We start from the raw sequence: 23,446 nt of genomic DNA, 5'->3' as shown, positions 1-23,446 counted from the left end.
TTCAGGCCGCCATCTTCGCCCGCTCCTCCTCCAGCCACTTCTTCAACGTCTTCAGAAAGTGCTTCCGGCGATCGCGCATATCCTCGGGGAGCGCGGCGACGAGCCTCCGCTTATGTTCGTCGATGGGCGGTTCCACGGGGAACACCTCTTCCGCAGTCACGGGAAGCTCCACATCCGACTTCCCGTCCCACTCGTGGACGGGGAACCCCAGGCTCTTGAGCTGCTTGTCGTATGTCGCATCCAGCGTCACCCAACGTTCCCCCACGCGGACCTTGAGAAAATCATGGAACCCGGTGAGCGGTGCGTTGCAGAAAGGCGTGAGGACCGCGGGCCACGGGGCAACAGGCATCTTGCAGAAATCATGGCGCGCCCAATACTCCTTCACCTCATAACCCAGGGAAGTGAGGACCATCTTGAGGAGCATGTGCTTGCCCTTCGCCGTTCCGCGGTTGCGTTCAATGACGGCGAACGGGCTGGGGGAATTGGCGCTGCCATAGGGTATGTCCCGTATGGAGAGGAATGCGCCGATAAGACGCTCCTCGGGAGTAAGATCCCCGATGGCACTCACCATCAACTGGAATTGGGCTGCCGGATCGATGGACATGAAGACAGTGTAGACGAGGTGGGTGAAGACAGCCAGAAGAGAGGCGCCTTTCCTGCAATGTCAGGTGTCCTTTCCCCTTTCCCGCACCCCATGCCCAGCGTAGGATAGCGCGGATTCTCCAGATCGTTCCGCACAGAATCACATGGATGATACGCTGCTGCAGACCGTAGACGGCCTCCTCAATTCGAAGAACGACCAGGACCTCCGGCGATTTCTGCTGCAGAAGAACCCGCGCGCCATCGCGGACGTGATTGACGGACTCTCGCACGGCAAGCGGAAGACGTTCGCCCTGCTTCCGCCGGAAGTTCAGGCGGAAGCGGTGCTCCTCCTCTCCGAAGCGAGCGTGCACTCCGTGGTCGCCCGTCTCCCCGATTACACCATCGCGCGCTTCCTCCATTTCCTCACCGAGGATGACGCCACGGATATCCTGCAGCAGCTGCCCAAGCGGCGCCATCCGCACGTGCTCGACAAGATGCAGGAGGACAGGCGCAAGCGTATCGAGAAGCTCCTCACCTTCGGGCCGGAGACGGCCGGGGGGCTCATGGACCTCAACTTTATTGAAGTGGAATCCCACGCCACGGTGCCCACGGTATCCGTCGCCATGCAGGAGTACGTGCGGCACCACCACCGGCAAGTCCCGGTCGTCCTGCTCCGGACCGGCAAGGGCGTCGGTTACATTCCCTCACGCACGCTCCTCTCCTCCCCCGGCCATGCGAAGATGGAGAGCGTCGCCCAACCCATCCCCATTTTCAGCCACAACGCTGACCGGGAGCAGGTCTTGGAACGCATGGGACGGGAGGGGACGGATATCGGTTGCGTGGTGGACGATAACCAGAAGATCATCGGCGTCATCCACCTCAATGACCTGCTGTGGGTTGCGGAGGAGGAAGCGACGGAAGACGTGTACCTCCTCGGCGCCGTCAATCCCATGGAAGGGAGCTACATGGAGACGAAGTTCGCCACCATCTGGCGGAAGCGGGTGGTGTGGCTCTCCATCCTCTTCATCGCGGAGCTCTTCACCTTCACCGCCCTTGCCCGGTTCGAATCGTCCATCGCCGCCGTCACCGCGTTGGCATTGTTCGTTCCCCTCACCATTTCCACCGGCGGCAACAGCGGCTCGCAGGCTGCGACGCTCATCACGCGCGCCATGGCGCTGGGCGACGTGACACCGCGCGAGTGGCTCCGCGTGCTGCGCCGGGAACTCCTCATGGGAATGGCGCTGGGCGCGACGCTCGGCGCCGTGGCGTTCTTCCGCGCTTCACTGACGCCCCAATCCGTTTTGGGCATCGCCGACCGCTGGGCGCTTGCCCAGGTGGTGGCGTACTCCGTCGGCGCCATATGTCTGTGGGGGACCGTCGTCGGCTCCATGCTGCCCATCGCATTCAAGCGCTTCGGCATCGATCCCGGCTACGCCTCCAGCCCCTTCGTGGCCACCTTCGTGGACGTGACCGGCATCGTGATTTACTTCTCCATCGCGAACGTGTTCATCTTGCACTGAACAGCCGTCCTCATCCCGAAAACTCCGGGGAATGGTGGATGCTCCCGTCTTTGTGCGTATACTGAGTGTTCACCTTTCCGATGACTGACGACAGGAGTATGTCCACCCTCATCCTCGTCTCCAACCGTCTTCCGCTGAGCGTCGAACGGAAGAAAGGCAAACCGCACTTCACCCGGAGCATCGGCGGCGTTGCGACAGGCTTGGAACGAATCCACCGCGCCGGGGAGAAGAACCTTTGGATCGGCTGGCCCGGGATCGCCCGGGAACGCCTGTCGCGGAACGAGCGGCAACGCGTGGCATCGTCCCTTTTGGAGACGGACCGTGCCCTTCCCGTATGGCTCGCGCACGATGACATCGAGAAGCACTACAACGGCTTCTGCAACGGGACCCTGTGGCCTCTCTTCCACACCTTCCCCCAATACGTCCGCTTCCGAAAAGCCGAATGGGAGAGTTACCGCCGCGTGAACGAACAGTTCAGCAAGATGATCCTTCAGCACGCAACGGACGGGGACACCGTCTGGATCCATGACTTCCACCTGCTCCTCCTGCCGCAACTGCTGCGGCAGGCGAACCCCACGCTCACCATCGGGTTCTTCCTGCATATTCCGTTTCCGTCATTCGAGCTTATCCGCATGCTCCCGTGGAGGAACAGCATCCTCTCCGGGATGGCCGGTGCGGATCTGGTGGGTTTCCACACGTACGACGACGCTCTCCACTACCTCAAGGGCATGCAGAGGATCCTGGGGGTGGACCACGAGGTGGGGCAGATGCTCATCGAAGGGAGAACGGTGACGGTGGATGCCTTCCCGCTGGGCATCGATTTCGACCGCTACGTGCATCTCGCACGCACCCGCTCCACCGCCAAGGCGGTGCGGCAACTGCGCCGCGACATCGGCGATCGGTCTGCCATCCTTTCCCTCGACCGGCTGGATTACACCAAAGGCATCACCCGGCGCCTGGAGGCGTTCCGAAGGTTGCTGCAGCGCGAGCCGCAGTACCGCGGCAAGGTGGTGCTTCTTCTCGTCGTACCGCCATCGCGCACCAAAGTCCGCCAGTACCGGGACATGCGCAGGGAGATCGACGAGCTCGCGGGCGGCATCAACGGCGCGTTCGGCACGTTGGAATGGACACCGGTCCGTTACCTTTCCCGCTCCTTTGACGCCGCCTCCTTGGTGAGCCTGTACGTGACGGCGGACATCGCGCTCGTCACTCCCTTGCGCGACGGTATGAACCTCATTGCGAAGGAATACCTTGCCTGCAGAACGGGGAACAGCGGTGTGTTGGTGCTGAGCGAGATGGCCGGCGCCGCCAAGGAACTGAGCGAGGCGGTGATCGTCAATCCCGCGTACGAGGACAGCATCGTGAACGGGCTGGTGGAAGCGCTTCGCATGCCCAAGAGGGAACAGCTGCGGCGGAACAAAGTGATGCGCGCCTCGCTCCGCCGCCGCACCGCGGACTGGTGGGCGCAGAAGTTCCTTACGGCACTTGCACACGTCAAGGAGCTCCAGGGGAGTCTCTCCGCCACCTACATGAACGATTCGTCTCGTACGGAACTCATCAACCGTCACCGTAACGCCAAACGCCGGCTCCTCCTGCTCGATTACGACGGAAGCCTTGTCCCTTTCCGATCCAAACCGGACCAGGCAGTGCCCTCCCAACGCGTCTTGCGTCTCCTGCGGAAGCTTTCCGAACGGGGGGAAGTGGTGGTCACCAGCGGCCGGTTGCGCCGTGATCTGCACCAATGGTTCTCCAAGCTCCCCATCGGACTCATGGCGGAGCACGGCACATGGGTGCGTAAGCGGGGAGGGGAGTGGGAGCGTACGCAGGAACTGCCCGTGGAGTGGAAGGAGAACGTCCGCGACGTCCTCCAGCAGTACATGGACATCACTCCCGGCTCCTTCATTGAGGAAAAGGACTACGCCCTCGCCTGGCACTGCCGCATGGTGGATCCGGAATTGCGCGCCGTTCGCACGCGCGACCTCATGGGCGTCCTGCGCGACCTCACCGCCAGCATCCCGCTGGACATCCATGAGGGAAAGCGCGTCATAGAGGTGAAGCACGTGGGCGTGGATAAGGGCAAGGGGGCTCTGCAGTGGCTCCGGAGAAAGCCTTTCGATTTCCTCTTCGCCATGGGTGATGACTGGACGGACGAAGACCTCTTCAGCGCCCTCCCTGCCGACGCGCTCACCGTCAAAGTCGGCCCTTCCCCTTCCATCGCCACATACCGCCTCCCCACACACATGCAGATGCTCTCGCTCCTCGAAGCGTTCGCGGAGAATAGGGTTGGGAAATGATTGCATGAAAATGGGAGAGGATTCATCCGTGAATCCTCCCCACTCAATCTTCTTCCGCCTCGCCAGCATGCTTATGTGTGATCGCTCGTGCGATGTTGTAACAGGAAGCGGAATGGTCCGCCGCATCGTCGAGGGTAGTTTCTCACCGACGGAAGAAGGTGATGATGCGTCCAAACTTCCGTAGAACTTGAACGCTGCAATTGCAGACGCGGAAAAGGTAGGGGACTTACACGGGTTTCTTGACTTTGGGATTCCCATCTTTAGCATGTCGCCACCTCTTTCTCCCCCATCACTATGCGTTCGGATGCCTTGAACGATGATTCTCACCTGCGACAGACATCACCCGATTCTCCTCTGCATCCGGAAACTGAGGATACGAATGAATCGGAGTCAGAAGTCCGTTCGCAGATTCCCACCATCACCGTGGAGCAATACATGGAATATGAGAGAATATTCCAATCGCCGGATGCCGACGTCACGGATCCGCCGAATCTCTCTTACGTGCAACGTCCGGTGCCCGCATACATGGAGGAAGACGCCAGATTCGGGATCAGAAGCGTCAGCCGTCGGCAACAAGACCCGCCGCCCGACCAGGCTCGTCTGTAAGCAAGGGGACGCCGCCTTCCCGTGACGAGCAATTTGCGGAAAGACGTCGTGCCATTCGACGTCTCTGTAATCATGAGACAACAATCACAGGCTGTTTCTGTCATCATCCCCGCTTTCGAAGAAGAGTCCACCATCCGTTCCATCATCACCGTCGCCGAACGCCACCCCTTGGTGGATGAGGTGATTGTGGTGGACGACGGCTCAACGGACGGCACCGCTGATGCCGCGCGTACCACGTCCGCAATCGTCATTGAGCGCAAGGAGAACCAAGGAAAAGGGAGCGCGATGAATGCGGGCGTGCGGCAGGCGAAGGGCGATGTCCTTGTGTTCCTGGATGCCGACCTCACGGGGTTCACCGCATCCATGCTCACGTCCCTCATCCAGCCCGTGCGGAGCGGCCGCTACGACATGTTTACGCTGATCCGTGACCGGTACATGGAACCCATCCAATCCCTCTCCAACAAGATCAATATCGGCGGTGAACGCGCGCTGCGGCGCGCATTGTGGTCTGCCGTCCCGGCGGAGGAGAGGCGCGGATTCGACGTGGAGCTGTCTCTGAACTACTACGCCTCTACACTCGGGAAGAAGGTGGGTGTGCTCCCCGTCCCGGGTCTCGACCACATCGTGAAGGAACGCAAGCACGGCTTCGTGAGGGGCGCTACGGAGCGGATGGGGATGCTGACGAGCATGACGAAGACGTACGTCAAATTGTATCTCTTCCGCGGAACGGCCACCGTCATCACCGATGCCTGAACACCACCATGACGTTCAGAGGGGCTGCTGCCATTCGTACGAGAGGTCCGTGGTGGAGAGGGGAACGGAACCGTTCCACGGCTCCATGTCCACAACCGTGAAACCCAATGGGAACAACGCCTTGATAGAGTCCAGTTTCTCCCGGAGGACGGCATTTTCCTTCGCCCGCTGCTCAAACGCATCGCGCGCGACGACAAAGTATGCGTATGTTTCCGCAAAGTCCTCCACGGCGGATTCCCGTGCATACTCCGTTACGAAGTCCTTCGAGGTGGATCCATCCTTCCGCGTCGCAGTGCTGTTCCAGGACAGGGAATAGAATGCCACGCTGGGGTCGTCCTTGAATACCGGCATGTAGCGCACGGTGAACGGTGAGGTCGTTCCCTGCGGCTTTCCCGTAAGATGGAAGAAATCAACCACATGGCCGTACTCGTGGATAAGGAGCGTCCTCTTCTGCACATCATCCAAATTATCGGAAATCCACATGTCCCCCCGGGAACTGGTGTACCCCGCAAGGTTCGTCGGCGGATCGGAGCGGAATGTGACGCTGCTGATGTACTTGCCGTGTCCCGGAAGGCTGTCCATCGTCTGCTGGACCATTTGGCAGTCAACCACATTCCCTATGCAGACGATGGGACGCGGCAAGATGTTCGCAAACTTCATGAGCTCGATGACGGCATACAGGAGGATGGTGAGGGAGAGGAGGGCGAGCCCCATACTTCCCCATCGGACACCCCGTACAGCCCATTCTGATTTTTGTTTCGGCACAACCATTATTATACCATTAGTGCAAGTTGTTGTACAGTAGTCATTAACAGAGATGCAGGCACCGGTAACCTCAAATCTGCCTCTCCTCCCGTTCCATCCTCGTATCGCAGAAAAGTGGCACTGTTCACCTTAATGTGTTACAATATACTGTAAGACACTCTCACCAACACATGACACTGGACACATTCCTCCTCGTGCTTGCGCTCGCCATCCTGCTCCACAGCATTTGGACGGGATTGCTGCCCATGTTCCGCGTGAGTGAAGCTTCCCGTGCCGTCCTCCACCGCGGCGGCCCCTCCACCGCCCTCCGCTTCCGCACCATCGCGGCGCTCATCGCCGTCTGCGTCCTGCTCTTTGTCCGGTACCTGTGGACCATCGAAGGGTTGTGGCAACAGATCGTTAAGCAGGGCGACATAGGGATCATTCTCCTCTCCTTCCTGGGCGTGGTGGGGATAGGCAGCCTCTTCTCCCGCTACGGAAAGCGCTTGCTTGCCCTGCCTCTCCTCCTCGCCGCCGTCGTGGCTGCCGACCATTGGTTCCTCCGCCTCGGTATCGCCGCCACGGCCATGGAATGGGCTCCGCGCGCGGAAACCCTTCTCATACTCCTCTCCCTCGCGGCGGTCGTGGGCTTGCTCTTCCTGCTGCACGATATGAGGGGAAGCAAGATCACTATGCGTTACCGATACACGGTCGCCTTCTTTACGGCGACATTGTTCACCTGGGTCCTGATCCTGGCGCATGCGGAATTCTCCGGCGCCGAATCGCGCCATGACCCCTTCATCCTCGCCCTCGCACTTACGTGCATCATCATCGCCTGGAAGCTCCTCTTCAGCCCGGGGCATCCGGGCGTCAAGGCCGCGCTCATCGCCACCTCCGTCTTCTGGCTGCAGTACGCCTCCCTCCGCTACGAGAGTCAAACGGCCCTTCGCACGTACCTCCTCGCCGTGCTTTTGAGCAGTCTTCCCGCACTGATGGTGTGTGCGTCCCTCATTTTGCGCAACGTACGCCGGATGAACTTCGTGCTCCTCTCGTTCCTCGGCGGCATCCTCTCCACCGCCCCCATCGTGCTCTACAACGTGCTCGTGGAGAACGTCACGGTGGTGAACTTCTTCATAGCGACCATTACGTTCCGCAGCATCCCGTCCTCCGCCTCCCTCTTCTTCAATCGCCAGGCTTTCGGCGACCTCTCGTTGCTGCAATCAACGCTGGTCACGCAGCTGCTGATCTTCTTCCTCCTCGCGTTGCTGGAGGAGGGGAGTAAGACGTGGATGGTGCGGAGGGGAAGCGCCCCGTTCTCCCGGACCCTCACGGACATGCTGTGCGCGGGCATTTTGGTGAGCATCGGTTTCAGCGTCGCGGAGAACATGCTGAACCCCACCTACTTCATGGATGCCGTGTACGAGTTCACGTCCCTGATGAACGGAGCGTCGCTCGCCCGCCTCCTGGGCACCATGGTCAGCCGGTCGTTCGTGGTGGCATTCGTGCACGTGCTCGCCACAACCGTCGCCACCTACCACATCGGCGTTGCGCTCTTCGCGTCGCCCGGCCTGGAGAAGCAGTTCTCAGACCAGAAGCTGCACCCGCTCCTCGGCTTGATTCACGGCATCCTCTACATGAAATCGGAGGCAACCTTCCAGCACGTGCAGTACATCCGGGGCATTTTGTACGCCGTCCTCATCCATGGCGCTTTCAACTATTCCATGGGTCTGCTGGATCTCCTCCGCACACCGAGCACCATCCATTCCGGCGTCGTGAGGAACTTCCTGCTCCTCATGCCCGGCCAGAACGCCGCGCTCCCCATTTCCTTCGTCATCGCCGTGTACTTCCTGGGCGGAAGCTGGCTGCTGCGCCGCCTGTTCGTCTCGGCGCGCCGCATGCAGGATAACGGCGACGTGATTGCCAAGTTCGAGGCGGATGCGGACAAAGCGAGCGTGAGCTACGACGAGCTCATTACGGCGTCACCCGCCCAACCTGCGGCAACCGTTGTTCCGCCCGAACAAACATCACGGCAAGTGATTGAAGGAGCGCAGTGAATGGTGGTGGCCCAGGCCAGAGTCGAACTGGCTACGCCTGCCTCTTCAGGGCAGCGCTCTACCGATGAGCTACCGGGCCACGGGGATCAGGCAGTGGCAGTATAGGAAATCCGGCCAATCTTCTCAATACGCAATTGATGGGAGAATGGGGTGGATTTTTAACCATAGGTTAGTACAATTTGTCAGCCCTCCTTCGCTAAAGCTTCGGAGGGCAAAGGATCTTGCGTCTCGCTTCGTCGCTTCGCTCCTTGCTTGACTGCAATTCACCTTTGGGGCTGTAGCTCAGCTGCCTAGCCCCGCTCCGCGGGGCGTAATAGATAAGGCGCTGCGCGGTACGTTCCTTCACCCTTTTTATCATCCATCTGGGGCTGTAGCTCAGCTGATAGAGCGCTGCATTCGCATTGCAGAGGTCACGGGTTTAAGTCCCGTCAGCTCCACCAACCTTCGCGCAGCGAAGATTGCCCACCGTAGCCTTGGCAAAGGTGGGCTGTTGAGATAGCACAGAGGCTGCGCTACGGTTGGCAGGCCATCGCGAAGAACAACTTTCGCGCAGTCGACTCCCATCGCTTCGCCATCAAACACTCCATATCAGAGATACTCCTCCACGCGTATCCCCCCGATGAGCACGGGCGATGAGCCGTCCCACATCTTTTCGATGGCTTTCTTGAGCCCTACGCGCTCAACCACGTTCTGAAAGCGCCGCACCGCCCCTTCCTTGTCGAAATCCGTCATTTTGGTGAACTGCTCCAGCCTTTGGCCGCTCACCCTCAAGCTGCCGTCCGTCATCCGCTCGATGCGATAGGCGCCCATGCGCGACGCGGAGAGGTGCGGGCGCAGGACGGGAAGCTTTTTCCGTTCTTCCTCCGCCGACTGCAACCGCTCCTCCGCCCGCTTCTCCCGCTCCTCTATGACGATGGGGAGGAGCGCCTTCTTAAGGTCATCCACACCGGTGCGCGTCGCGGCGGAAATGGATGCCATCACGGTGATCTTCGCTTTCTTCAACGCTTTCACGAGCGCCTTGGCGTCATTCCCCACCAGATCGATCTTATTGAGCAGCACCAGTTCCCGCTTTCGCGAGAGGGTGGGGGAGTAGGCTTCCAATTCCTTCCGTATCGCACGGTAATCCTCCACGAGGACTTGTGCGTCAGGCTCCTCTCCTTCCCGCAGCGCCTTACTGATATCCAGAAGATGCAGGAGCACGCCGCAACGCTCGATATGGCGCAGGAACGCGTCCCCCAAGCCCTTGCCTTCCGATGCCCCTTCGATGAGCCCCGGTATATCACAGAGGACATAGGACCTTCCGGAAACCTCCGTCACACCCAGGTTGGGTATGAGCGTGGTAAAGGGGTACGGGGCGATCTTCGGCCGCGCAGCGGACATGGCCGCGATGAGGGACGATTTCCCCACGCTCGGATACCCGATGATCCCCACGTCCGCCACCAGCTTGAGCTCCATCTTCACCGTCTTCTCTTCCCCGGGCTCCCCCAATTCCGCGAAGTCGGGCTGCTGTCGCACGGAACTCTTGAAGTGCGCGTTGCCGAACCCTCCGCGCCCGCCGTGCGCCGCAAGCAGGCGGTCGCCATGCGCCACCAGTTCACACAGTACTTCACCCTTTCCATCCTTTCCGGAAGTCACTTCCGTCACAACCGTCCCCGGCGGCACGAGCAATACCAGGTCTTCCCCGTCCTTCCCCCCCTTGTTCTGCCCTTTGCCGAAGTCTCCCTTCCACGCCTCGAACTTCTTGCGCGACATGTAATCGCTCAGCGTGTCCGTATTCTCATCCGCCATGATGTACACGTCGCCGCCGCGCCCGCCGTCGCCGCCGTCGGGTCCGCCCTTGGGTACGTACTTCTCCCGGCGCCAGCTTACGGCGCCTCTCCCCCCCTTCCCTCCGTGCACGGTGATGACGGCTTCATCCAAAAACATATTGACTGCTAGGTAATTCGAAATACACTTGCTCACCTTTACTCCGTTATCCTATGAATTCTGCACCAGAAGTGAAGAATGAACAACAGATTATTCCTCCCGGAGGGCATCTGTATCAGAAATTTCAATGCGAAGGAGTAAAACTTATGGTCGATAAAAGTTCACCAGATCGAATGTTGGAATTTCGTGTTCCCAATGGTCCAGAGGATAGACACTCCATAGCAACCGTCGAACGGTTGATTGATGATACGGGGAAAGCAGTACTCAACTGCGCTTTCGCAAAACTCGTTCTTGGCAGTGACGTCTTTTGTCACAACAACAGTAACAGTAAACCGGTGCGCTGCCCTGTGGTATTTGAAGGAAAGAAGAGGGATTGACGTTGATGATTTAGCACTCTAAAATCCAGAGTGCTAATTCAATATTCCTCCCTTTTCTATGAGCAAGATCATCGGAATCGACCTTGGTACAACGAATTCCTGCGTCGCCGTGGTGGAAGGCGGGCAACCCGCCGTCATCCATAACGCGGAGGGCAGCAACGTGACCCCCTCCGTTGTCGGATTCAAGGATAACGAAGTGCTGGTGGGCATCGCCGCCAAGCGGCAGGCCGTGACAAACCCCAAGAACACCATCTTCTCGTCCAAGCGTTTCATCGGCCACCGCTACAACGAAGTGAAGACGGAAGCGGAGCGCGTACCCTTTGAAGTGAAGGAGGGGAAGGAAGGGAGAGCGGTGATCGTGGTGAACGGCAAGGAGATGCTCCCGCAGGAAGTCTCGGCCAAGGTGCTGCAGAAGCTCAAGAGGGATGCCGAGGCGTTCCTGGGGACGACGGTGACCAAAGCCGTGATCACGGTGCCCGCCTATTTTGACGACTCGCAACGCCAGGCCACCAAGGACGCCGGGCAGATCGCGGGGCTGGAGGTGGTTCGCATCATCAACGAACCCACGGCCGCCGCGCTCGCGTACGGGCTCGACAAGGGGGACCGCGCGCACAAGATCGTCGTCTATGACCTGGGCGGCGGGACATTCGACGTTTCCGTGCTGGAACTGGGCGACGGCGTGTTCGAAGTGATCTCCACGAACGGCGATACGCACCTGGGAGGGGACGACTTCGACCAAGTGGTCATGGAGTGGTTGATCAATGCGTTCAAGAAGGACCAGGGGATTGATTTGAAGAGCGACAAGATCGCCATTCAGCGCCTGCGCGAAGCCGCGGAGAAAGCCAAGATCGAGCTCTCCTCGGCCACGGAGACGGATATCAATTTGCCCTTCATCACGGCGGACGCAACGGGACCCAAACACCTGAACGTCAAGCTCACGCGCGCGAAGATGGAATCCCTCGTCGCAGACCTCATCGAGCGCACCGTGAAGCCGTGCGAGAACGCGCTTAAGGATGCGGAACTCACCAAGAAGGACATTGACGAAGTGGTGCTCGTGGGCGGCATGACGCGCATGCCCGCCGTCATCGCCAAGGTCAAGGAGCTCTTCGGCAAGGAACCGCACCAGGGCGTGAACCCGGACGAGGTGGTGGCCTTGGGAGCCGCAATCCAGGGCGGGGTGATCGGCGGGGACATCCACAAGGACATCGTGCTCGTGGACGTGACGCCGCTCTCACTCGGCATCGAGACGTTGGGCGGCGTGGCGACGAAGTTGATTGAACGGAACTCCAAGATCCCCACCAGCAAGGCGCAGGTCTTTTCCACCGCCGCGGACAACCAGACTTCGGTGGAAATCCACGTCGTCCAAGGGGAACGTGAGTTGGCGCGGGACAACAAGTCCCTCGGCCGCTTCATCCTGGACGGGATCCTCTCCGCCCCCCGCGGCATGCCGCAAGTGGAAGTGGCGTTCGACATCGACACCAACGGCATCTTGAGCGTCAAAGCCAAAGACAAAGGGACGGGTAAGGAACAGCACATCACCATCCAGGGCTCCACGGGGCTCTCCAAGGAGGAAGTGGAGAAGATGCAGAAGGACGCGGAACTCCACGCGGAGGAGGATAAGAAGAAGCGCGAGGCGATAGACGCGCGCAACCAGGCCGATGCGCTGGTCTTCTCATTGGAGAAGCAGTTGCGCGAGCACGACGCCAAGATCCCCGACAACGTGAAGAAGGACGTGAACGGCAAGATGAATGCGTTGCGCGACATCCTCAAAAAGGAGGACGCTCCCGTGGACCAAATCAAGAAAGCAACGGAGGAACTGGGCGTTGCGGCGCAGGAGATAGGGAAGGTCGTCTATGAAGCCGCACAGAAGGAATCAGCGAAGGGGGAGAAAGACAAGAAGGATGAGAAGGTGGTTGATGCGGAGGTGGTGGAGGAAGACGAGAATAAGAAGAAGTGATTATTATTGTGATTGTTTTGTTCGCACCCTCACCCTAGCCCTCTCCCGCTTGTGCAGGAGAGGGGATGTATGTGTTTCTGTCGCGACGAACCGCGGAACGGATTCTCTTGAGGACATATCCGAGACAGTTCTCAACATCCGCGCTCGGAATCCTGAGGAAGCGGTATCCATCCCATTCCAGAGAACGCTGTCTATTGAAATCCCTTTCACCTTTCCTCCAGTGGATGGATCCATCGACCTCAACAATGAGGGCATGTTCGGCGCAATAGAAATCAACAACGTACTTGCCGATGTTTACTTGCCTACGAAACTTCAAACCACAGAGCCTGCGATTCCGCAGTGCTTCCCAAAGGACTTTTTCGCTCTTCGTTTGCATCCGACGAAGACGATGCGCCAGCTTCTGAGTCTTCCGTAAGCGTTTCGAAATGCGGTGGAACATATGCATACCATAGGAACCTTCTTCATCGTAAGAAATCCCGACGACGAGAAAAAGTTCTGCTAAGACGTGGTTCTGCCCATCCAGAAGCCATCTATGACGTTCCATGACTCCATGGAACAGAACAAGACAGACAAACATCAACACACCCTCTCCCTTTCAAGGGAGAGGGCAGGGGTGAGGGTCAAAGAAACATAAACAATTACAATTTCTTCCCCATAAACTCCGCAAGCTCGACGATCCGACAGCTGTACCCCCACTCGTTGTCGTACCAGCCGAAGACCTTGGCGAGGTTGCCTCCGATCACTTTGGTGAGCGCGGCATCGATGATGCAGCTGCGGGGATCACCCACGTAGTCTTGAAGGACAAGGGGACGCTTCTCCAGGCCGAGGATCCCGTTCATGGGGCCGTCTGCCGCCGCTTCAAAGGCCGCATTGATCTGTTCCGCCGTCGCCTCCTTCTTGAGCGTCACGGTCAGGTCCGTGATGCTCCCCGTGGGGGTTGGCACGCGCACCGCCACTCCGTTCATCTTGCCTTCCAGCGCCGGGATCACGAGGCCGATGGCCTTTGCCGCCCCCGTGCTCGTCGGGACCATGTTGATGGCGGCTGCGCGCGCCCTGCGCAGGTCCTTGTGCGGGAGATCGAGAAGGTTCTGGTCGTTGGTGTAGCTGTGGATGGTGGTCATGAGCCCGTACTCTATGCCGAAGCTGTCGTGGAGCACCTTCGCCATGGGCGCAAGGCAGTTGGTGGTGCAGGACGCATTGGAGACCACATGCATGGTCTGGGGATCGTACGTCTCGTGGTTCACGCCCATCACGAACGTTCCGTCAACGGCGTCCTTGGCGGGCGCGGACATGATCACTTTCTTGGCGCCGGCTTTGATGTGAAGGGCCGCATCATCTTTCTTCGTGAACCGCCCCGTGCACTCCAGCACGATATCCACCTTCATGTCCTTGTGCGGGAGCTGGGAAGGGTCCTTGACCGCGGTGAAGGGGATGGCGCCGTGCTTGGTGACCAGCTTGCCGTCCTTGAACTCGGAATCCGCCTCGAAATTACCGTACGTGGAATCGAACTCGAAGAGGTGCGCCAACGTGGGGCCGTCCCCAAGGTCGTTGATGGCGACCACGTGGAGGTCCGGGTGCTCGTCGATGACGATGCGCAGCGCCTGCCGCCCGATGCGTCCGAATCCGTTGATGGCGATGTTGGTCATGGTGGGGGAAAGGGAAGAACGTCCCCACTGTAGCAGATCCTTTTGCCTGTTCTACTGCTACGGCACCATCATTCCTTGACTGTTCAAGTGCATCAGAATATAACGTGATCACTATGCCAACCCCCGAATTCCCTTCACCCATTTCTGCGGAATCGCCCGAGCTTGACGTACCCTCCGCCATCTCTCCTGCGGAGCGGCGCCGCTTGGATTTCTTGGATAGCGATTTCGAACAAAAGAATCCGATGCTCTATGCCCTCAAGAGACAGAGGGAAGAAATTCAGAGGTCTTTATAAGCCCTCTGGAGCAGCAACGTGTCCTTCTCCGCATCCGGTGACTCGCAAACAAGGACGCCCCCCACCTTCCTCTTCTTGAGGACCGCGAGGAATTCCTTCCAGTTCGCATCGCTCTCTTCCAAGGGAAGATGCTTCCGTTCGCCGCTCGGCCCGTAGTTGATGCCCGAGTAGTGGATGTGCATGTGCGCGAGGGGGCTTTTCCCCAGCACCTTCTCATAGGCACCGAGCAGCACGCTCCACTCCTCCGCGGTATTGAACTTCCCTTGGTTCCGCGCATGGATGTGCGCAAAATCCACGCAGGGGTAGAGGCCGAACTCCTTGCTGATACGCAGGACTTCATCCAGCGTGCCGAACTGCGACGGTTTGCCCATGGTTTCCAGCGCCAGGTTCACGTGCGGGAAGAGCTTCGTCTTCTTCTCCATGATCTCTTCGACCGCATCGTGCACGTTCGCATACACACCCTCCGGATCCATCTTCAAATTGAAGGCGGCATGGACGCATACCGAAACCGCGCCCGCCACCTCCGCCATTTCCAGCGCCTGAAGCACACGCTGCTTGCTGGCCGCCAACTTGGCGCGCTCGGGCGTGTTCAAGTTGACGTAGTAGGGTGCATGGACCGTGAGCGCCATCTTCAGCTCCTCCGCAACCGCCCGTATCTCCCGCACACGCTCCTTGTGCGCGGGGACGTTCTGCACCCACTCGATCTCCATGGCGGTGATGCCCAGCTCCCGCGCACGCCGCAGCCCTTCCACGGTGCCGCCGGGCGGGGGGGTGGAGGAGGGGGAACCGGCGACGGCGAATTTCAACATAGACAAAGTATAGCGTATTACGTAGTGCGTATTACGTATGACTGAGTGTATGTCCTTGGTATACGTAATACGTAATACGCTATACGCAATACGACTTCAAAATGGGTTATACTCCATCTATGCCCCTCACCAAGGACATCATCACCCGTACGTTGAACACTCCCCAGGGTGAACGCGCCTACAAGGTGGTGGAGAGGCTCTTCGACGCCGGGTACGACGCCTGGTGGGTGGGGGGAGGCGTGCGCGACATGTTCCTGGGGGAAGTCCCCGCGGATATCGACGTGGCCACCAACGCCCTCCCCGAGCAGATCTGCACCCTCTTCAAGCGCTGTGACCGTTTCGCGGAAGCGTGGGGGAGCGTGCGCGTGCCCGTGGGCGACGACCTGTTCGAAGTGACCACCTTCCGCGAGGACGATGAAGCCTCGGACGGCCGCCACCCCGAATCCGTCGTCTTCGGCAACCGCGAGAAGGACGCCAAGCGCCGCGACTTCACCTTCAACGCCATCTACTGGCATCCCATCTCCCGCGAGGTCTACGACCCGTACAAGGGGGAGGAGGATTTGAAGGAACGCCTCATCCGCTTCATCGGCGAACCGGGCGTGCGCATCAAGCATGACGCGCTGCGCATGCTCCGCGCGGTACGCTTCCGCGCGCACCTCGAGGCGCAGTACCACCCGGAGACCTACCGCGCCCTGCAGGAGGAGGCGCAGCTCGTGGAAGCCCTCTCCAGCAGCCGCAAACTGGAAGAGCTGGAGAAGATGCTGGCCTCGCGCCATCCGGAACGCGCGCTGGAGGACCTGTGGGAGACGAGACTCCTCACGTTCATGCTCCCGGAGCTCTACGCCTGCAAGGGAATACCGCAACCTGCGGACTTCCACCGGGAGGGGGACGTGTGGGAGCATACGATGAAATGCCTCGCAGCTTTCGAAGAGGAAGACACGCCGGATGTGCGCCTGGCCGCGCTCTTCCACGACGCGGGGAAAGTGGATACGTTCTCCCTCAAGGAGAGGATCCGCTTCGACCACCACGCCACCATCTCCGCGGAAATCGCCGACAAGGCGCTGCGCCGCTTGCAACTTTCCGGCAAGCGCACGGAGAAGATCGGCTGGCTCATCAAGCACCACATGATGATGCTCACGTTCCTCGAGGTCGGCGAGGAACGGAAGGCGCACTGGTACTTCCACCCCTGGTTCCCCGAACTGTGCCGCCTGTTCCGGCTGGACATCGCGGGAACGGAACCCGCGGATTACGGGCTGCTGGAGAAGATCCTGACGGATGAGCACGCATTCCTGGACCGCCATCCGCGTCCCGCGAAGCCCCTCCTCACCGGCGACGAGGTGATGGAGATCACGGGAATCCCCCCGGGAGAGAAGGTGGGGGAGATCCTCCAGGCGCTCCACGACGCGCAACTGCGTAAGGAAGTGACGAGCAAGAAGGAGGCGCGGGCATTCATCGAAAACCTGCGCTGACTGTATCGGTATGCAGACGAATGTGAGCGTGATTTCTGTCCGTATTTTCCCTTGCGATAAAAGCTGTAGTTTTGTGTAAGTGAATTCCGCATCCATCGTCCTGAATGGCAGTTCTCCGTCGCTGCGGCAACAACGCTGCAACAGCACTTTTACTTCCTTCTCTCTTCTCCTCCTATGGCTCATTACGTACAGAAAGCAGCCAACGTGCTTTCGCGGTCCATCGCAGCCGGCTCCGTGTTGGCTATGCTATCGGCAGGGACGGCCGCCGCAGGCGGTTTTGAGTACGGTTACGGCAGGAAGACACAGCAATACACGGTCCTGAAGATGGATAATGACTACGGCAACAAATGCTACGACAGGTGCGAACTCGGCCTCAGGGACAGGTGCCGTCCTGTGAAACCTGTAGTAAAAGCCGACACGTGCGATTTCAACGACGAATGCCGCAGGCCTTTGGTCAGGGCTCCGAATCTTCATAAGACCGCGAACATCAATAACAGCGCCCACACCGACGTGGACTCCGTCATCAATGCGGCTTCCGTAAATACGACGAACGTTTCGCAGCACGGCGGCGGGAACATGGGGTATGGCAACTGGTGCGGCCTTTGGAACTGCGGCGCACAGGGCGGCTCTCAGGACGCCACGGTGCATAACGATGCAAACACGACCGTGGACTCTGTGATCAACGCGGGTGCAGCGAACACGGTGGACGTGGACCAGGGCGGCGGCTACGGCTTCCTGTTCCAGAATGCGGACATCAACGCCGACGCCGACACGAACGTGCATTCGGAGATCAACGCTGTCTCTTCCAATGAGACGACCGTTGACCAGTCCGGCGGCGGATATCAGAACGCCGACGTGCACAATGGGGCAAATACGGACGTGCATTCCGAAATCAACGCGGGCTCAGCGAACACGGTGGACGTGGACCAGAACTGAATAGCCCGCAAGGGATAACCGAAGCGGAAGAGTTGAAGAGGGGCCGGGAAACCGGCCTTTCTCCTCTGTGCGTACGAGCCGCATTCCACAGGGATCTTCCGAAAGTATGTGGGGAGAGGAGCGTCAATGATCCTGGAACAGCCTCCCGGACCACACCACATTCCTTACCGCATACATCCTATGGCACACCTCTCCCTCTCCGGAACAACCCCACGGAAGTCATGGCCGCATGCGTTTGTCTTGGCGCGCGCCATCGTGATCATCACGGGCGTCCTAGCCTTCGGTGCTTCCCCCGCTCTCGCCGCGGTGGCGGATTGGCAAAAAGGAGCCACCGTCCGCTCCACGTGGGACGGCGACTTCGCCTCAGAATCCTTCCGGCAATCGCTGCGGAACCTCAAGGCAGCCAACGCCAACTTCGTCACGCTCCACGTCCCCTACGAACAAAATGACATCTGGTCCACGGACATCCGCAAGCGCTGGTTCGCCCCCACGGACGACGCCCTGCGCTCCGCCATCGATTACGCACACTCCATCGGCCTTCAGGTGGCCCTCATGCCCCACCTCGACCCGCTCGACGACAAGTGGCGCATCTACATCAATCCCGATGACCGCGACAGCTGGTTCAAGAACTACGAGGTAACGGTCCTCTTCCCGCTCGCGCGCATCGCGCAGGAGAAGAACGTGGAACTGTTCAGCTTGGGCGTGGAACTGGGCGGCATGACAACCTCCACTTCCAACGCGAGCAACGACTGGCATTGGCGCGAGACAATCCGCAAAATGCGCGAAATCTATTCCGGCCCTCTCACGTACAGCGCGCAGCACAATGACCCCAACGAGAAGGCGGAGATCACCTGGTGGGATGCCGTGGACTACATCGGCATTTCCGCCTACCACCCAAGCAACATTTGGGAAGACAAGCCGGAAGTATGGCGTTTGGCGCAGGAATGGAAACGCTGGTACGACGCGGAAGTGCAGCCGCTCGCCGAACGGTACGGCAAGCAGGTGGTCTTCATGGAAATCGGCTTCAAGAGCGTCCCCCGCGCCCACCAGCTCCCTGCTGCCTACTGGTACGGCGGCGGATACGACGGCCAGGAACAGGCGAACGACTACGAGGCGGTGTTCCAGGCGCTGCAGGATGAATCCACCTTCCACGGCATCCAGTGGTGGGATTGGAAGAGCAACCCCGACGGAGGAGGAGAGGGGAATGAGGACTTTACGCCGCAGCACAAGCCCGCCGAGGAGGTGATGCGGCGCTGGTTCGGGACACCCGGCCAAGTGGCCGCGCAGCCTCCCACCCAGGAAGAGTCCGTCATCCCCCCCGCCCCGGAGGAAGCCGCACCGCAACCCTCATCGGAACCTCCCCCCGTGCTCCCCCCTCAGGAAGATCCCGCACCCGTCGTTGCGCCTCCCAGCCTCCGGCAACTGGCGCAGGAACGGCTCAACGCCTTGCGGCTCCGCCACGATCGGTCGCGACCGACGTGGCTCCGCTTACTTGAGCTGCGGCAGCGACGGCTGGTGCAACTGCGGTAAGAAGGCGGGAATCGAACGGTTTGGGAAGGATGTACTCGGAACCGAACGAGAGGGATGACAAACCGTAAGCCTGCAGCACGTCCTGCGGCACCGGCTCCCTGGCCAGCGCGGCGATGGCTTTGGACGCCGCAACCTTCATATCCCGGTTGATGACGGACGCCCGCACGTCCAGCGCTCCGCGGAAGAGGAAAGGGAAACAGAGGACGTTATTCACCTGGTTGGGAAAGTCGCTGCGCCCCGTGGCCATGATCATGTCCGGCCGCGTCCGCTTGGCCAGATCGTATCCGATCTCCGGTTCGGGGTTGGCCATGGCGAACACGATGGGCTTCGGCGCCATGCCCTTGAGCATGTCCGGCGTAACGGCACCCGCCGCCGAAACGCCGATAAGCACATCCGCACCCTTCAGGGCATCCGTGAGCGTCCTCATCGCCGACGGAATGGCGAATGCACGCTTGTACTCGTTCATGTTCTCCGTCCTCCCCTCATACACCACCCCCTTGGTGTCGCACAGGATGAGCTTCCACTGGGGCAGCCCGATGGAAAGGAGGAACCGGGCGATGGCCAGTGCGGCGGCACCGGCACCGTTGATGACCACGTTGACGCTCTCCATGGTCTTCCCCTGCAACAGGAGCGCATTCTCCAGCGCCGCTGCCACCACGACAGCCGTACCGTGCTGGTCATCGTGGAAGACGGGGATGGTGAGCCTCTTGATAAGTTCCTCCTCCACCACGAAGCACTCCGGCGCTTTGATATCTTCCAAATTGATCCCGCCGAACGTGGGGGCAATGGCGGCGATGATCTCCACGAGTTTCCACGGGTCGCGTTCCTCCACCTCGATATCGATGGCATCAACCCCGGCGAATTTCTTGAAGAGGACCGCCTTCCCTTCCATCACGGGCTTGCCGGCGAGCGCCCCCTTGTTCCCCAAGCCCAGTATCGCGGTGCCGTTGGAAATGACCGCAACCAGGTTGCCCTTGGAGGTGTACTCGTATGCCGCATCGGGATCCGCAGCGATGGCGAGCACGGGCTCCGCCACGCCCGGCGTATAGGCCAAGCCGAGGTCCTCCCGAGTGCTGAGGGGCTTCGTAGGGGCAATGGAGATCTTTCCCGGGGGCGTCTGCGCGTGGTACCGGAGGGCGGGGGAGTCTGTGGGCATGGGGACAGTGTATACCACACGTCTGCATCAGGCTTCCGTCCGGTTCGCCTCCGCCTCGTCCGAACGGGCTGCCTTCTTCCTCTGCTTCCTGAACCTGTTGCGACGGGCATTGTGGCTTTCTCCCCCTTTGGGGCCAGGAAGTGTCCGCGTGGAGATATGAGGGAAGACGTCGACGATCTTCCCGTGCCTCTCGATGCATTCCCTCGCGATGCGGAAGTACGTCTGGCTTGCGCCGTCCGGATTGCCCTCTATGAGGGTTCGGGAATCGCCGGTGACAACGAGGCTCTCTTGGGCACGTGAGAACGCGACATTCGTCCGTTCCGTGCTATCCAAGTGCCCTATGCGCTGTTCGAGGTTGCTGCGCGTGGTGCTGAGGATGATACGTGCGCGTTCCGAGCCCTGGAAGCTGTCGACCGTACCGTTGTTCCCCTGGAGGAAGTTCAGGAGCGCGTCACGATCGGAGGGATTGCGGAACTCCATGCGCTGGAGAAGGCGGATAATCAAGTTTCGCTGGGCGCTGTACATGGAAATGACGCCGAAGTTGTCGTCCGTCAGCCTTCCTGCGTAAAAGTCGTTCACCAGACGACGAGCGACAATGTGCGCTTCTGTGTAATTCACCTTCGAGAGTCCGAAGGACGTTTCCCCTCGATCCGCCCTTTCCTTCGTATCCACCCACATCATTTCCCCCGGATTCGATGGATTGTGGTGATCGATTTTTCCCGCTTTCAGCTTTCCGTCGTACCGCGCGAGGCTCACCAGCTCAACGATGCCGGGAAGGGAACGCCTGTTCGTCCGGAGCATGACCTGCGGGATGGACGTCCGCTCCGCCATGAAGGCAAACGGACCGGCTTCAAAGTCCTGCACGTCCTGTTCCCCGATACCTCCTTCCACCGCGTCCTGCCGATCCTGCATGAAGCTCCTCAAGTGCTGGGGCAAGGCGATGTTCCCCAGTTGCTTGTGATCTCCGATGAAGATGATCTGTTGGCCCGCCTTGGCGAGCGCCGGCAGCAATTCGTAGAAGTATCCCCGCGACGCTTCATCCACCATCACGACATCGTACGAAAGTTCCTGCAGGATCTCGTCGCTGATGAGGGAATTGAGCGTGACGCCTGCGACCAGCCCCTGTTCTTCCCATAATTGCTGTATGAGCTGCGCACGCTTTTGTGAGAATTCCTTCCATGCTTTTTCGTACCGCACTGCGTCCACCGCCACTGTTTGGAATTGCCCGCGTTGGGGGAGCGGCTCGCCCTCGGTATGCCGTTTCAATGCTTCCGCGTACGCTGCTTCATCCGTTTGTTCCACCAGGTACTCTTCTTGTTTCGGCGGATGCAGGTCCTTCCGTATGAAGTCTTCCCGGAGTGCCTTATCACACACGCCGATTTCCGTCCCGCCGCGGTGCACAACGCACTTCTTTTTCTTCACGGCATTCAGTAACACATCCAACCCCCGATTGCTGTGGGAGAGGACCAACGTCCTCAATCCCTGCTGTTGAAAGCCTTGGACCAGGTAGGATGCGACCATGGTCTTGCCCGTCCCCGGCGGCCCTTGGACGAGAAAGCATGGGTACCCTTCTGTTCCCAGCTCAAATGCGACGGATTGCTCCGTATCTCCCAGTAGCGCGCGCGGTATGGGTTGAAATTCGTCCGTTCTTCGCATAATTTGCTTCCTCGTAAGCCTCTCGGTGTCCTGGTCGATACCGAAGAACACCTGCTCGGGCAAGGAATGCTGGGAGTATGTAACCCCAAACTCGTTCAGTACCGTCTCGCCCTCCCATAAGTACGGTTCGCCATGACGGTCCCTGATCTTCCTCTGCATGCCGAGGCGCTCGCAATACTCATGAAGGCTGTTCTTGTACCGCTCCAATGTCCGGCGGTTGGACTTCTTCCGCAGGTAGAAACCCCTCTTCACCCTCTTGGGGGAACGCACGTAAAGCTCCACCACATCGCCCCTCGCTTCCTTCACCGTCGCCGTTCCCACAAACTGGTCCTTGCTGTTATAGATTTCCACACGATCGTCCTCACGGAGAACGGGTATGTCGTAGCCCGTCTGCACGTCATCCTTCAGGAAACCGGTAAGAATGCTTTCGTACTTCTCTTCGGTCTCTCCAAAGTAGTCAACGACCGTGCGGTGCAGCTCCTTCCTCAAGGAGGGATCGTGGTAGTCGTTGCTTCCCCACGTGTTCCTAGCCACGATGGTCGCATGGTGGCCCCTCTGCTTCGCCTCCTGTACCGTCAAGCGCACGCCGAGGGCGGTGAGTCCCTCCCGCGTCTGCCCGCCCGAGAGTTCGGTATCGAGCGCGATCGTCTCATCTAAGTACCGCAACGAAAGCGCCATTTGCACCAACATGGCCTCGTAGCGGCCTTCCGTTTCCTCTTTCTGTGTAATGACCTCCTCGCCGAAAGGCGGTTCGGCACCGGCATCGTCATGCGGGAACCGGCGAGCAAATTGATACTCAGGGAGAAGGCGCGCTACTTCACCTTCCACATTGTTCCGGATCCCTTCGATCTCCTGCGAGGTCAACGGACGCGGCAGGTTATACTCAATACGGAGCTGCGGCAGGAGGGTGAGGTCGGTTTCCATGGGAGGAGCGCGTTATGATATCAGCGGTCTTCTGCATGTACAGTCATAAATAGCCCCGGTCGCTGCGACCGGGGCTCCTCCGATGATGGTCACCGGTACCCCCAGCTTTGCTGGCGCTTCTGTTGCCCGGGAGGGCTGCGGACAGTCGACACGGCTCAGTTCCTTTGTGGTATCCGGCCTTGCTTCGTTTGGCCTAACAGAAGTGGTTTTGTGC

18 protein-coding genes and 2 tRNA genes are annotated in these 23,446 nt (G+C 59.7%); 11 read left to right on the top strand and 9 right to left on the bottom strand.

Annotated elements, in window-relative coordinates; genetic code table 11:
• Position 1: 1 nt before the first annotated feature.
• Positions 2-604, bottom strand: coding sequence for a hypothetical protein (locus WC698_01965; protein ID MFA6039008.1), 603 nt, complete (start codon positions 602-604; stop codon positions 2-4).
• 142 nt (positions 605-746) lie between these two features.
• Here WC698_01965 and mgtE point away from each other — a divergent pair, with 142 nt between their 5' ends.
• From mgtE to WC698_01945, 4 genes are all read left to right on the top strand, one after another.
• The gene (mgtE, locus tag WC698_01960; protein MFA6039007.1) at positions 747-2,102 is read left to right on the top strand and encodes a magnesium transporter; all 1,356 of its coding nucleotides are present in this window, start codon (positions 747-749) and stop codon (positions 2,100-2,102) included.
• Positions 2,103-2,200: 98 nt separating this feature from the next.
• Positions 2,201-4,396, top strand: a complete 2,196-nt coding sequence (locus WC698_01955; protein MFA6039006.1) for a bifunctional alpha,alpha-trehalose-phosphate synthase (UDP-forming)/trehalose-phosphatase — start codon at positions 2,201-2,203, stop codon at positions 4,394-4,396.
• A gap of 294 nt (positions 4,397-4,690) precedes the next feature.
• Entirely contained in the window at positions 4,691-5,002 is a 312-nt protein-coding gene (locus WC698_01950) for a hypothetical protein (protein ID MFA6039005.1), read from the top strand.
• A 72-nt stretch (positions 5,003-5,074) separates the two neighbouring features.
• The gene (locus WC698_01945) at positions 5,075-5,755 is read left to right on the top strand and encodes a glycosyltransferase family 2 protein (GenBank protein MFA6039004.1); all 681 of its coding nucleotides are present in this window, start codon (positions 5,075-5,077) and stop codon (positions 5,753-5,755) included.
• 15 nt (positions 5,756-5,770) lie between these two features.
• Here WC698_01945 and WC698_01940 read toward each other — a convergent pair whose 3' ends face one another.
• Entirely contained in the window at positions 5,771-6,469 is a 699-nt protein-coding gene (locus WC698_01940) for a hypothetical protein (protein MFA6039003.1), read from the bottom strand.
• A gap of 221 nt (positions 6,470-6,690) precedes the next feature.
• Between WC698_01940 and WC698_01935 the strand changes: the two genes are divergently transcribed.
• On the top strand, positions 6,691-8,553 hold the full coding sequence (locus WC698_01935) for a PrsW family glutamic-type intramembrane protease (GenBank protein MFA6039002.1): 1,863 nt from the start codon (positions 6,691-6,693) through the stop codon (positions 8,551-8,553).
• A gap of 4 nt (positions 8,554-8,557) precedes the next feature.
• Here WC698_01935 and WC698_01930 read toward each other — a convergent pair.
• Positions 8,558-8,632, bottom strand: a tRNA-Phe gene (locus tag WC698_01930).
• Between the two features lie 285 nt (positions 8,633-8,917).
• Here WC698_01930 and WC698_01925 point away from each other — a divergent pair.
• Positions 8,918-8,993, top strand: a tRNA-Ala gene (locus WC698_01925).
• Between the two features lie 148 nt (positions 8,994-9,141).
• Here the strand turns inward: WC698_01925 and obgE are convergent.
• On the bottom strand, positions 9,142-10,479 hold the full coding sequence (gene obgE / locus WC698_01920) for a GTPase ObgE (protein MFA6039001.1): 1,338 nt from the start codon (positions 10,477-10,479) through the stop codon (positions 9,142-9,144).
• Between the two features lie 53 nt (positions 10,480-10,532).
• On the opposite strand from obgE, the gene WC698_01915 reads away from it, so the two are divergent.
• Both WC698_01915 and dnaK read left to right on the top strand, forming a co-directional pair.
• A complete protein-coding gene (locus WC698_01915) occupies positions 10,533-10,856 on the top strand; it encodes a hypothetical protein (protein MFA6039000.1) in 324 nt (107 codons plus the stop codon).
• Between the two features lie 58 nt (positions 10,857-10,914).
• Complete coding sequence (dnaK, locus tag WC698_01910) at positions 10,915-12,813, top strand: molecular chaperone DnaK (GenBank protein ID MFA6038999.1); 1,899 nt, start codon at positions 10,915-10,917, stop codon at positions 12,811-12,813.
• A gap of 34 nt (positions 12,814-12,847) precedes the next feature.
• On the opposite strand, the gene WC698_01905 is transcribed toward dnaK, so the two are convergent.
• The 3 genes from WC698_01905 to WC698_01895 all read right to left on the bottom strand — a co-directional run bounded on the left by WC698_01905 (position 12,848) and on the right by WC698_01895 (position 15,561).
• The gene (locus WC698_01905; protein ID MFA6038998.1) at positions 12,848-13,357 is read right to left on the bottom strand and encodes a DUF559 domain-containing protein; all 510 of its coding nucleotides are present in this window, start codon (positions 13,355-13,357) and stop codon (positions 12,848-12,850) included.
• A gap of 94 nt (positions 13,358-13,451) precedes the next feature.
• Positions 13,452-14,459: a type I glyceraldehyde-3-phosphate dehydrogenase gene (gap, locus tag WC698_01900; GenBank protein ID MFA6038997.1), complete on the bottom strand. Its 1,008-nt coding sequence runs from the start codon at positions 14,457-14,459 to the stop codon at positions 13,452-13,454.
• A 277-nt stretch (positions 14,460-14,736) separates the two neighbouring features.
• A complete protein-coding gene (locus tag WC698_01895; GenBank protein ID MFA6038996.1) occupies positions 14,737-15,561 on the bottom strand; it encodes a TIM barrel protein in 825 nt (274 codons plus the stop codon).
• A 119-nt stretch (positions 15,562-15,680) separates the two neighbouring features.
• Between WC698_01895 and WC698_01890 the strand changes: the two genes are divergently transcribed.
• From WC698_01890 to WC698_01880, 3 genes are all read left to right on the top strand, one after another.
• Positions 15,681-17,030 carry a CCA tRNA nucleotidyltransferase gene (locus WC698_01890; protein ID MFA6038995.1) on the top strand — a complete coding sequence of 450 codons (1,350 nt, stop codon included), beginning with the start codon at positions 15,681-15,683 and terminating at the stop codon, positions 17,028-17,030.
• A gap of 174 nt (positions 17,031-17,204) precedes the next feature.
• Positions 17,205-17,966: a hypothetical protein gene (locus WC698_01885; GenBank protein MFA6038994.1), complete on the top strand. Its 762-nt coding sequence runs from the start codon at positions 17,205-17,207 to the stop codon at positions 17,964-17,966.
• Between the two features lie 180 nt (positions 17,967-18,146).
• Entirely contained in the window at positions 18,147-19,496 is a 1,350-nt protein-coding gene (locus WC698_01880; GenBank protein ID MFA6038993.1) for a hypothetical protein, read from the top strand.
• On the opposite strand, the gene WC698_01875 is transcribed toward WC698_01880, so the two are convergent.
• On the bottom strand, positions 19,405-20,652 hold the full coding sequence (locus WC698_01875) for a malic enzyme-like NAD(P)-binding protein (GenBank protein ID MFA6038992.1): 1,248 nt from the start codon (positions 20,650-20,652) through the stop codon (positions 19,405-19,407). The genes WC698_01880 and WC698_01875 overlap by 92 nt on opposite strands.
• Before the next feature lie 27 nt (positions 20,653-20,679).
• The gene (locus WC698_01870; protein ID MFA6038991.1) at positions 20,680-23,232 is read right to left on the bottom strand and encodes an AAA domain-containing protein; all 2,553 of its coding nucleotides are present in this window, start codon (positions 23,230-23,232) and stop codon (positions 20,680-20,682) included.
• Positions 23,233-23,446 lie beyond the last annotated feature (214 nt).

It is taken from the genome of Candidatus Peribacteraceae bacterium, assembly GCA_041661065.1.
Classification (GTDB): Bacteria; Patescibacteriota; Gracilibacteria; order Peribacterales; family Peribacteraceae; genus CAIKAD01.
Note: the sequence above shows the minus strand (reverse complement) of the source record. Positions and strands in the feature narration are given on the sequence as shown.

What these genes read in the sequence shown, in the direction of transcription:
- gap (MFA6038997.1), bottom strand. Translation starts at nt 14,459, where the DNA reads ATGACCAACATCGCCATCAACGGATTCGGACGCATCGGGCGGCAGGCG.
- WC698_01895 (MFA6038996.1), bottom strand. Translation starts at nt 15,561, where the DNA reads ATGTTGAAATTCGCCGTCGCCGGTTCCCCCTCCTCCACCCCCCCGCCC.
- WC698_01890 (MFA6038995.1), top strand. Translation starts at nt 15,681, where the DNA reads ATGCCCCTCACCAAGGACATCATCACCCGTACGTTGAACACTCCCCAG.
- WC698_01875 (MFA6038992.1), bottom strand. Translation starts at nt 20,652, where the DNA reads ATGCCCACAGACTCCCCCGCCCTCCGGTACCACGCGCAGACGCCCCCG.
- WC698_01885 (MFA6038994.1), top strand. Translation starts at nt 17,205, where the DNA reads ATGGCTCATTACGTACAGAAAGCAGCCAACGTGCTTTCGCGGTCCATC.
- WC698_01935 (MFA6039002.1), top strand. Translation starts at nt 6,691, where the DNA reads ATGACACTGGACACATTCCTCCTCGTGCTTGCGCTCGCCATCCTGCTC.
- WC698_01950 (MFA6039005.1), top strand. Translation starts at nt 4,691, where the DNA reads ATGCGTTCGGATGCCTTGAACGATGATTCTCACCTGCGACAGACATCA.
- WC698_01880 (MFA6038993.1), top strand. Translation starts at nt 18,147, where the DNA reads ATGGCACACCTCTCCCTCTCCGGAACAACCCCACGGAAGTCATGGCCG.
- WC698_01870 (MFA6038991.1), bottom strand. Translation starts at nt 23,232, where the DNA reads ATGGAAACCGACCTCACCCTCCTGCCGCAGCTCCGTATTGAGTATAAC.
- WC698_01965 (MFA6039008.1), bottom strand. Translation starts at nt 604, where the DNA reads ATGTCCATCGATCCGGCAGCCCAATTCCAGTTGATGGTGAGTGCCATC.
- WC698_01915 (MFA6039000.1), top strand. Translation starts at nt 10,533, where the DNA reads ATGAATTCTGCACCAGAAGTGAAGAATGAACAACAGATTATTCCTCCC.
- WC698_01945 (MFA6039004.1), top strand. Translation starts at nt 5,075, where the DNA reads ATGAGACAACAATCACAGGCTGTTTCTGTCATCATCCCCGCTTTCGAA.
- WC698_01940 (MFA6039003.1), bottom strand. Translation starts at nt 6,469, where the DNA reads ATGGGGCTCGCCCTCCTCTCCCTCACCATCCTCCTGTATGCCGTCATC.
- mgtE (MFA6039007.1), top strand. Translation starts at nt 747, where the DNA reads ATGGATGATACGCTGCTGCAGACCGTAGACGGCCTCCTCAATTCGAAG.
- WC698_01905 (MFA6038998.1), bottom strand. Translation starts at nt 13,357, where the DNA reads ATGGAACGTCATAGATGGCTTCTGGATGGGCAGAACCACGTCTTAGCA.
- WC698_01955 (MFA6039006.1), top strand. Translation starts at nt 2,201, where the DNA reads ATGTCCACCCTCATCCTCGTCTCCAACCGTCTTCCGCTGAGCGTCGAA.
- dnaK (MFA6038999.1), top strand. Translation starts at nt 10,915, where the DNA reads ATGAGCAAGATCATCGGAATCGACCTTGGTACAACGAATTCCTGCGTC.
- obgE (MFA6039001.1), bottom strand. Translation starts at nt 10,479, where the DNA reads ATGTTTTTGGATGAAGCCGTCATCACCGTGCACGGAGGGAAGGGGGGG.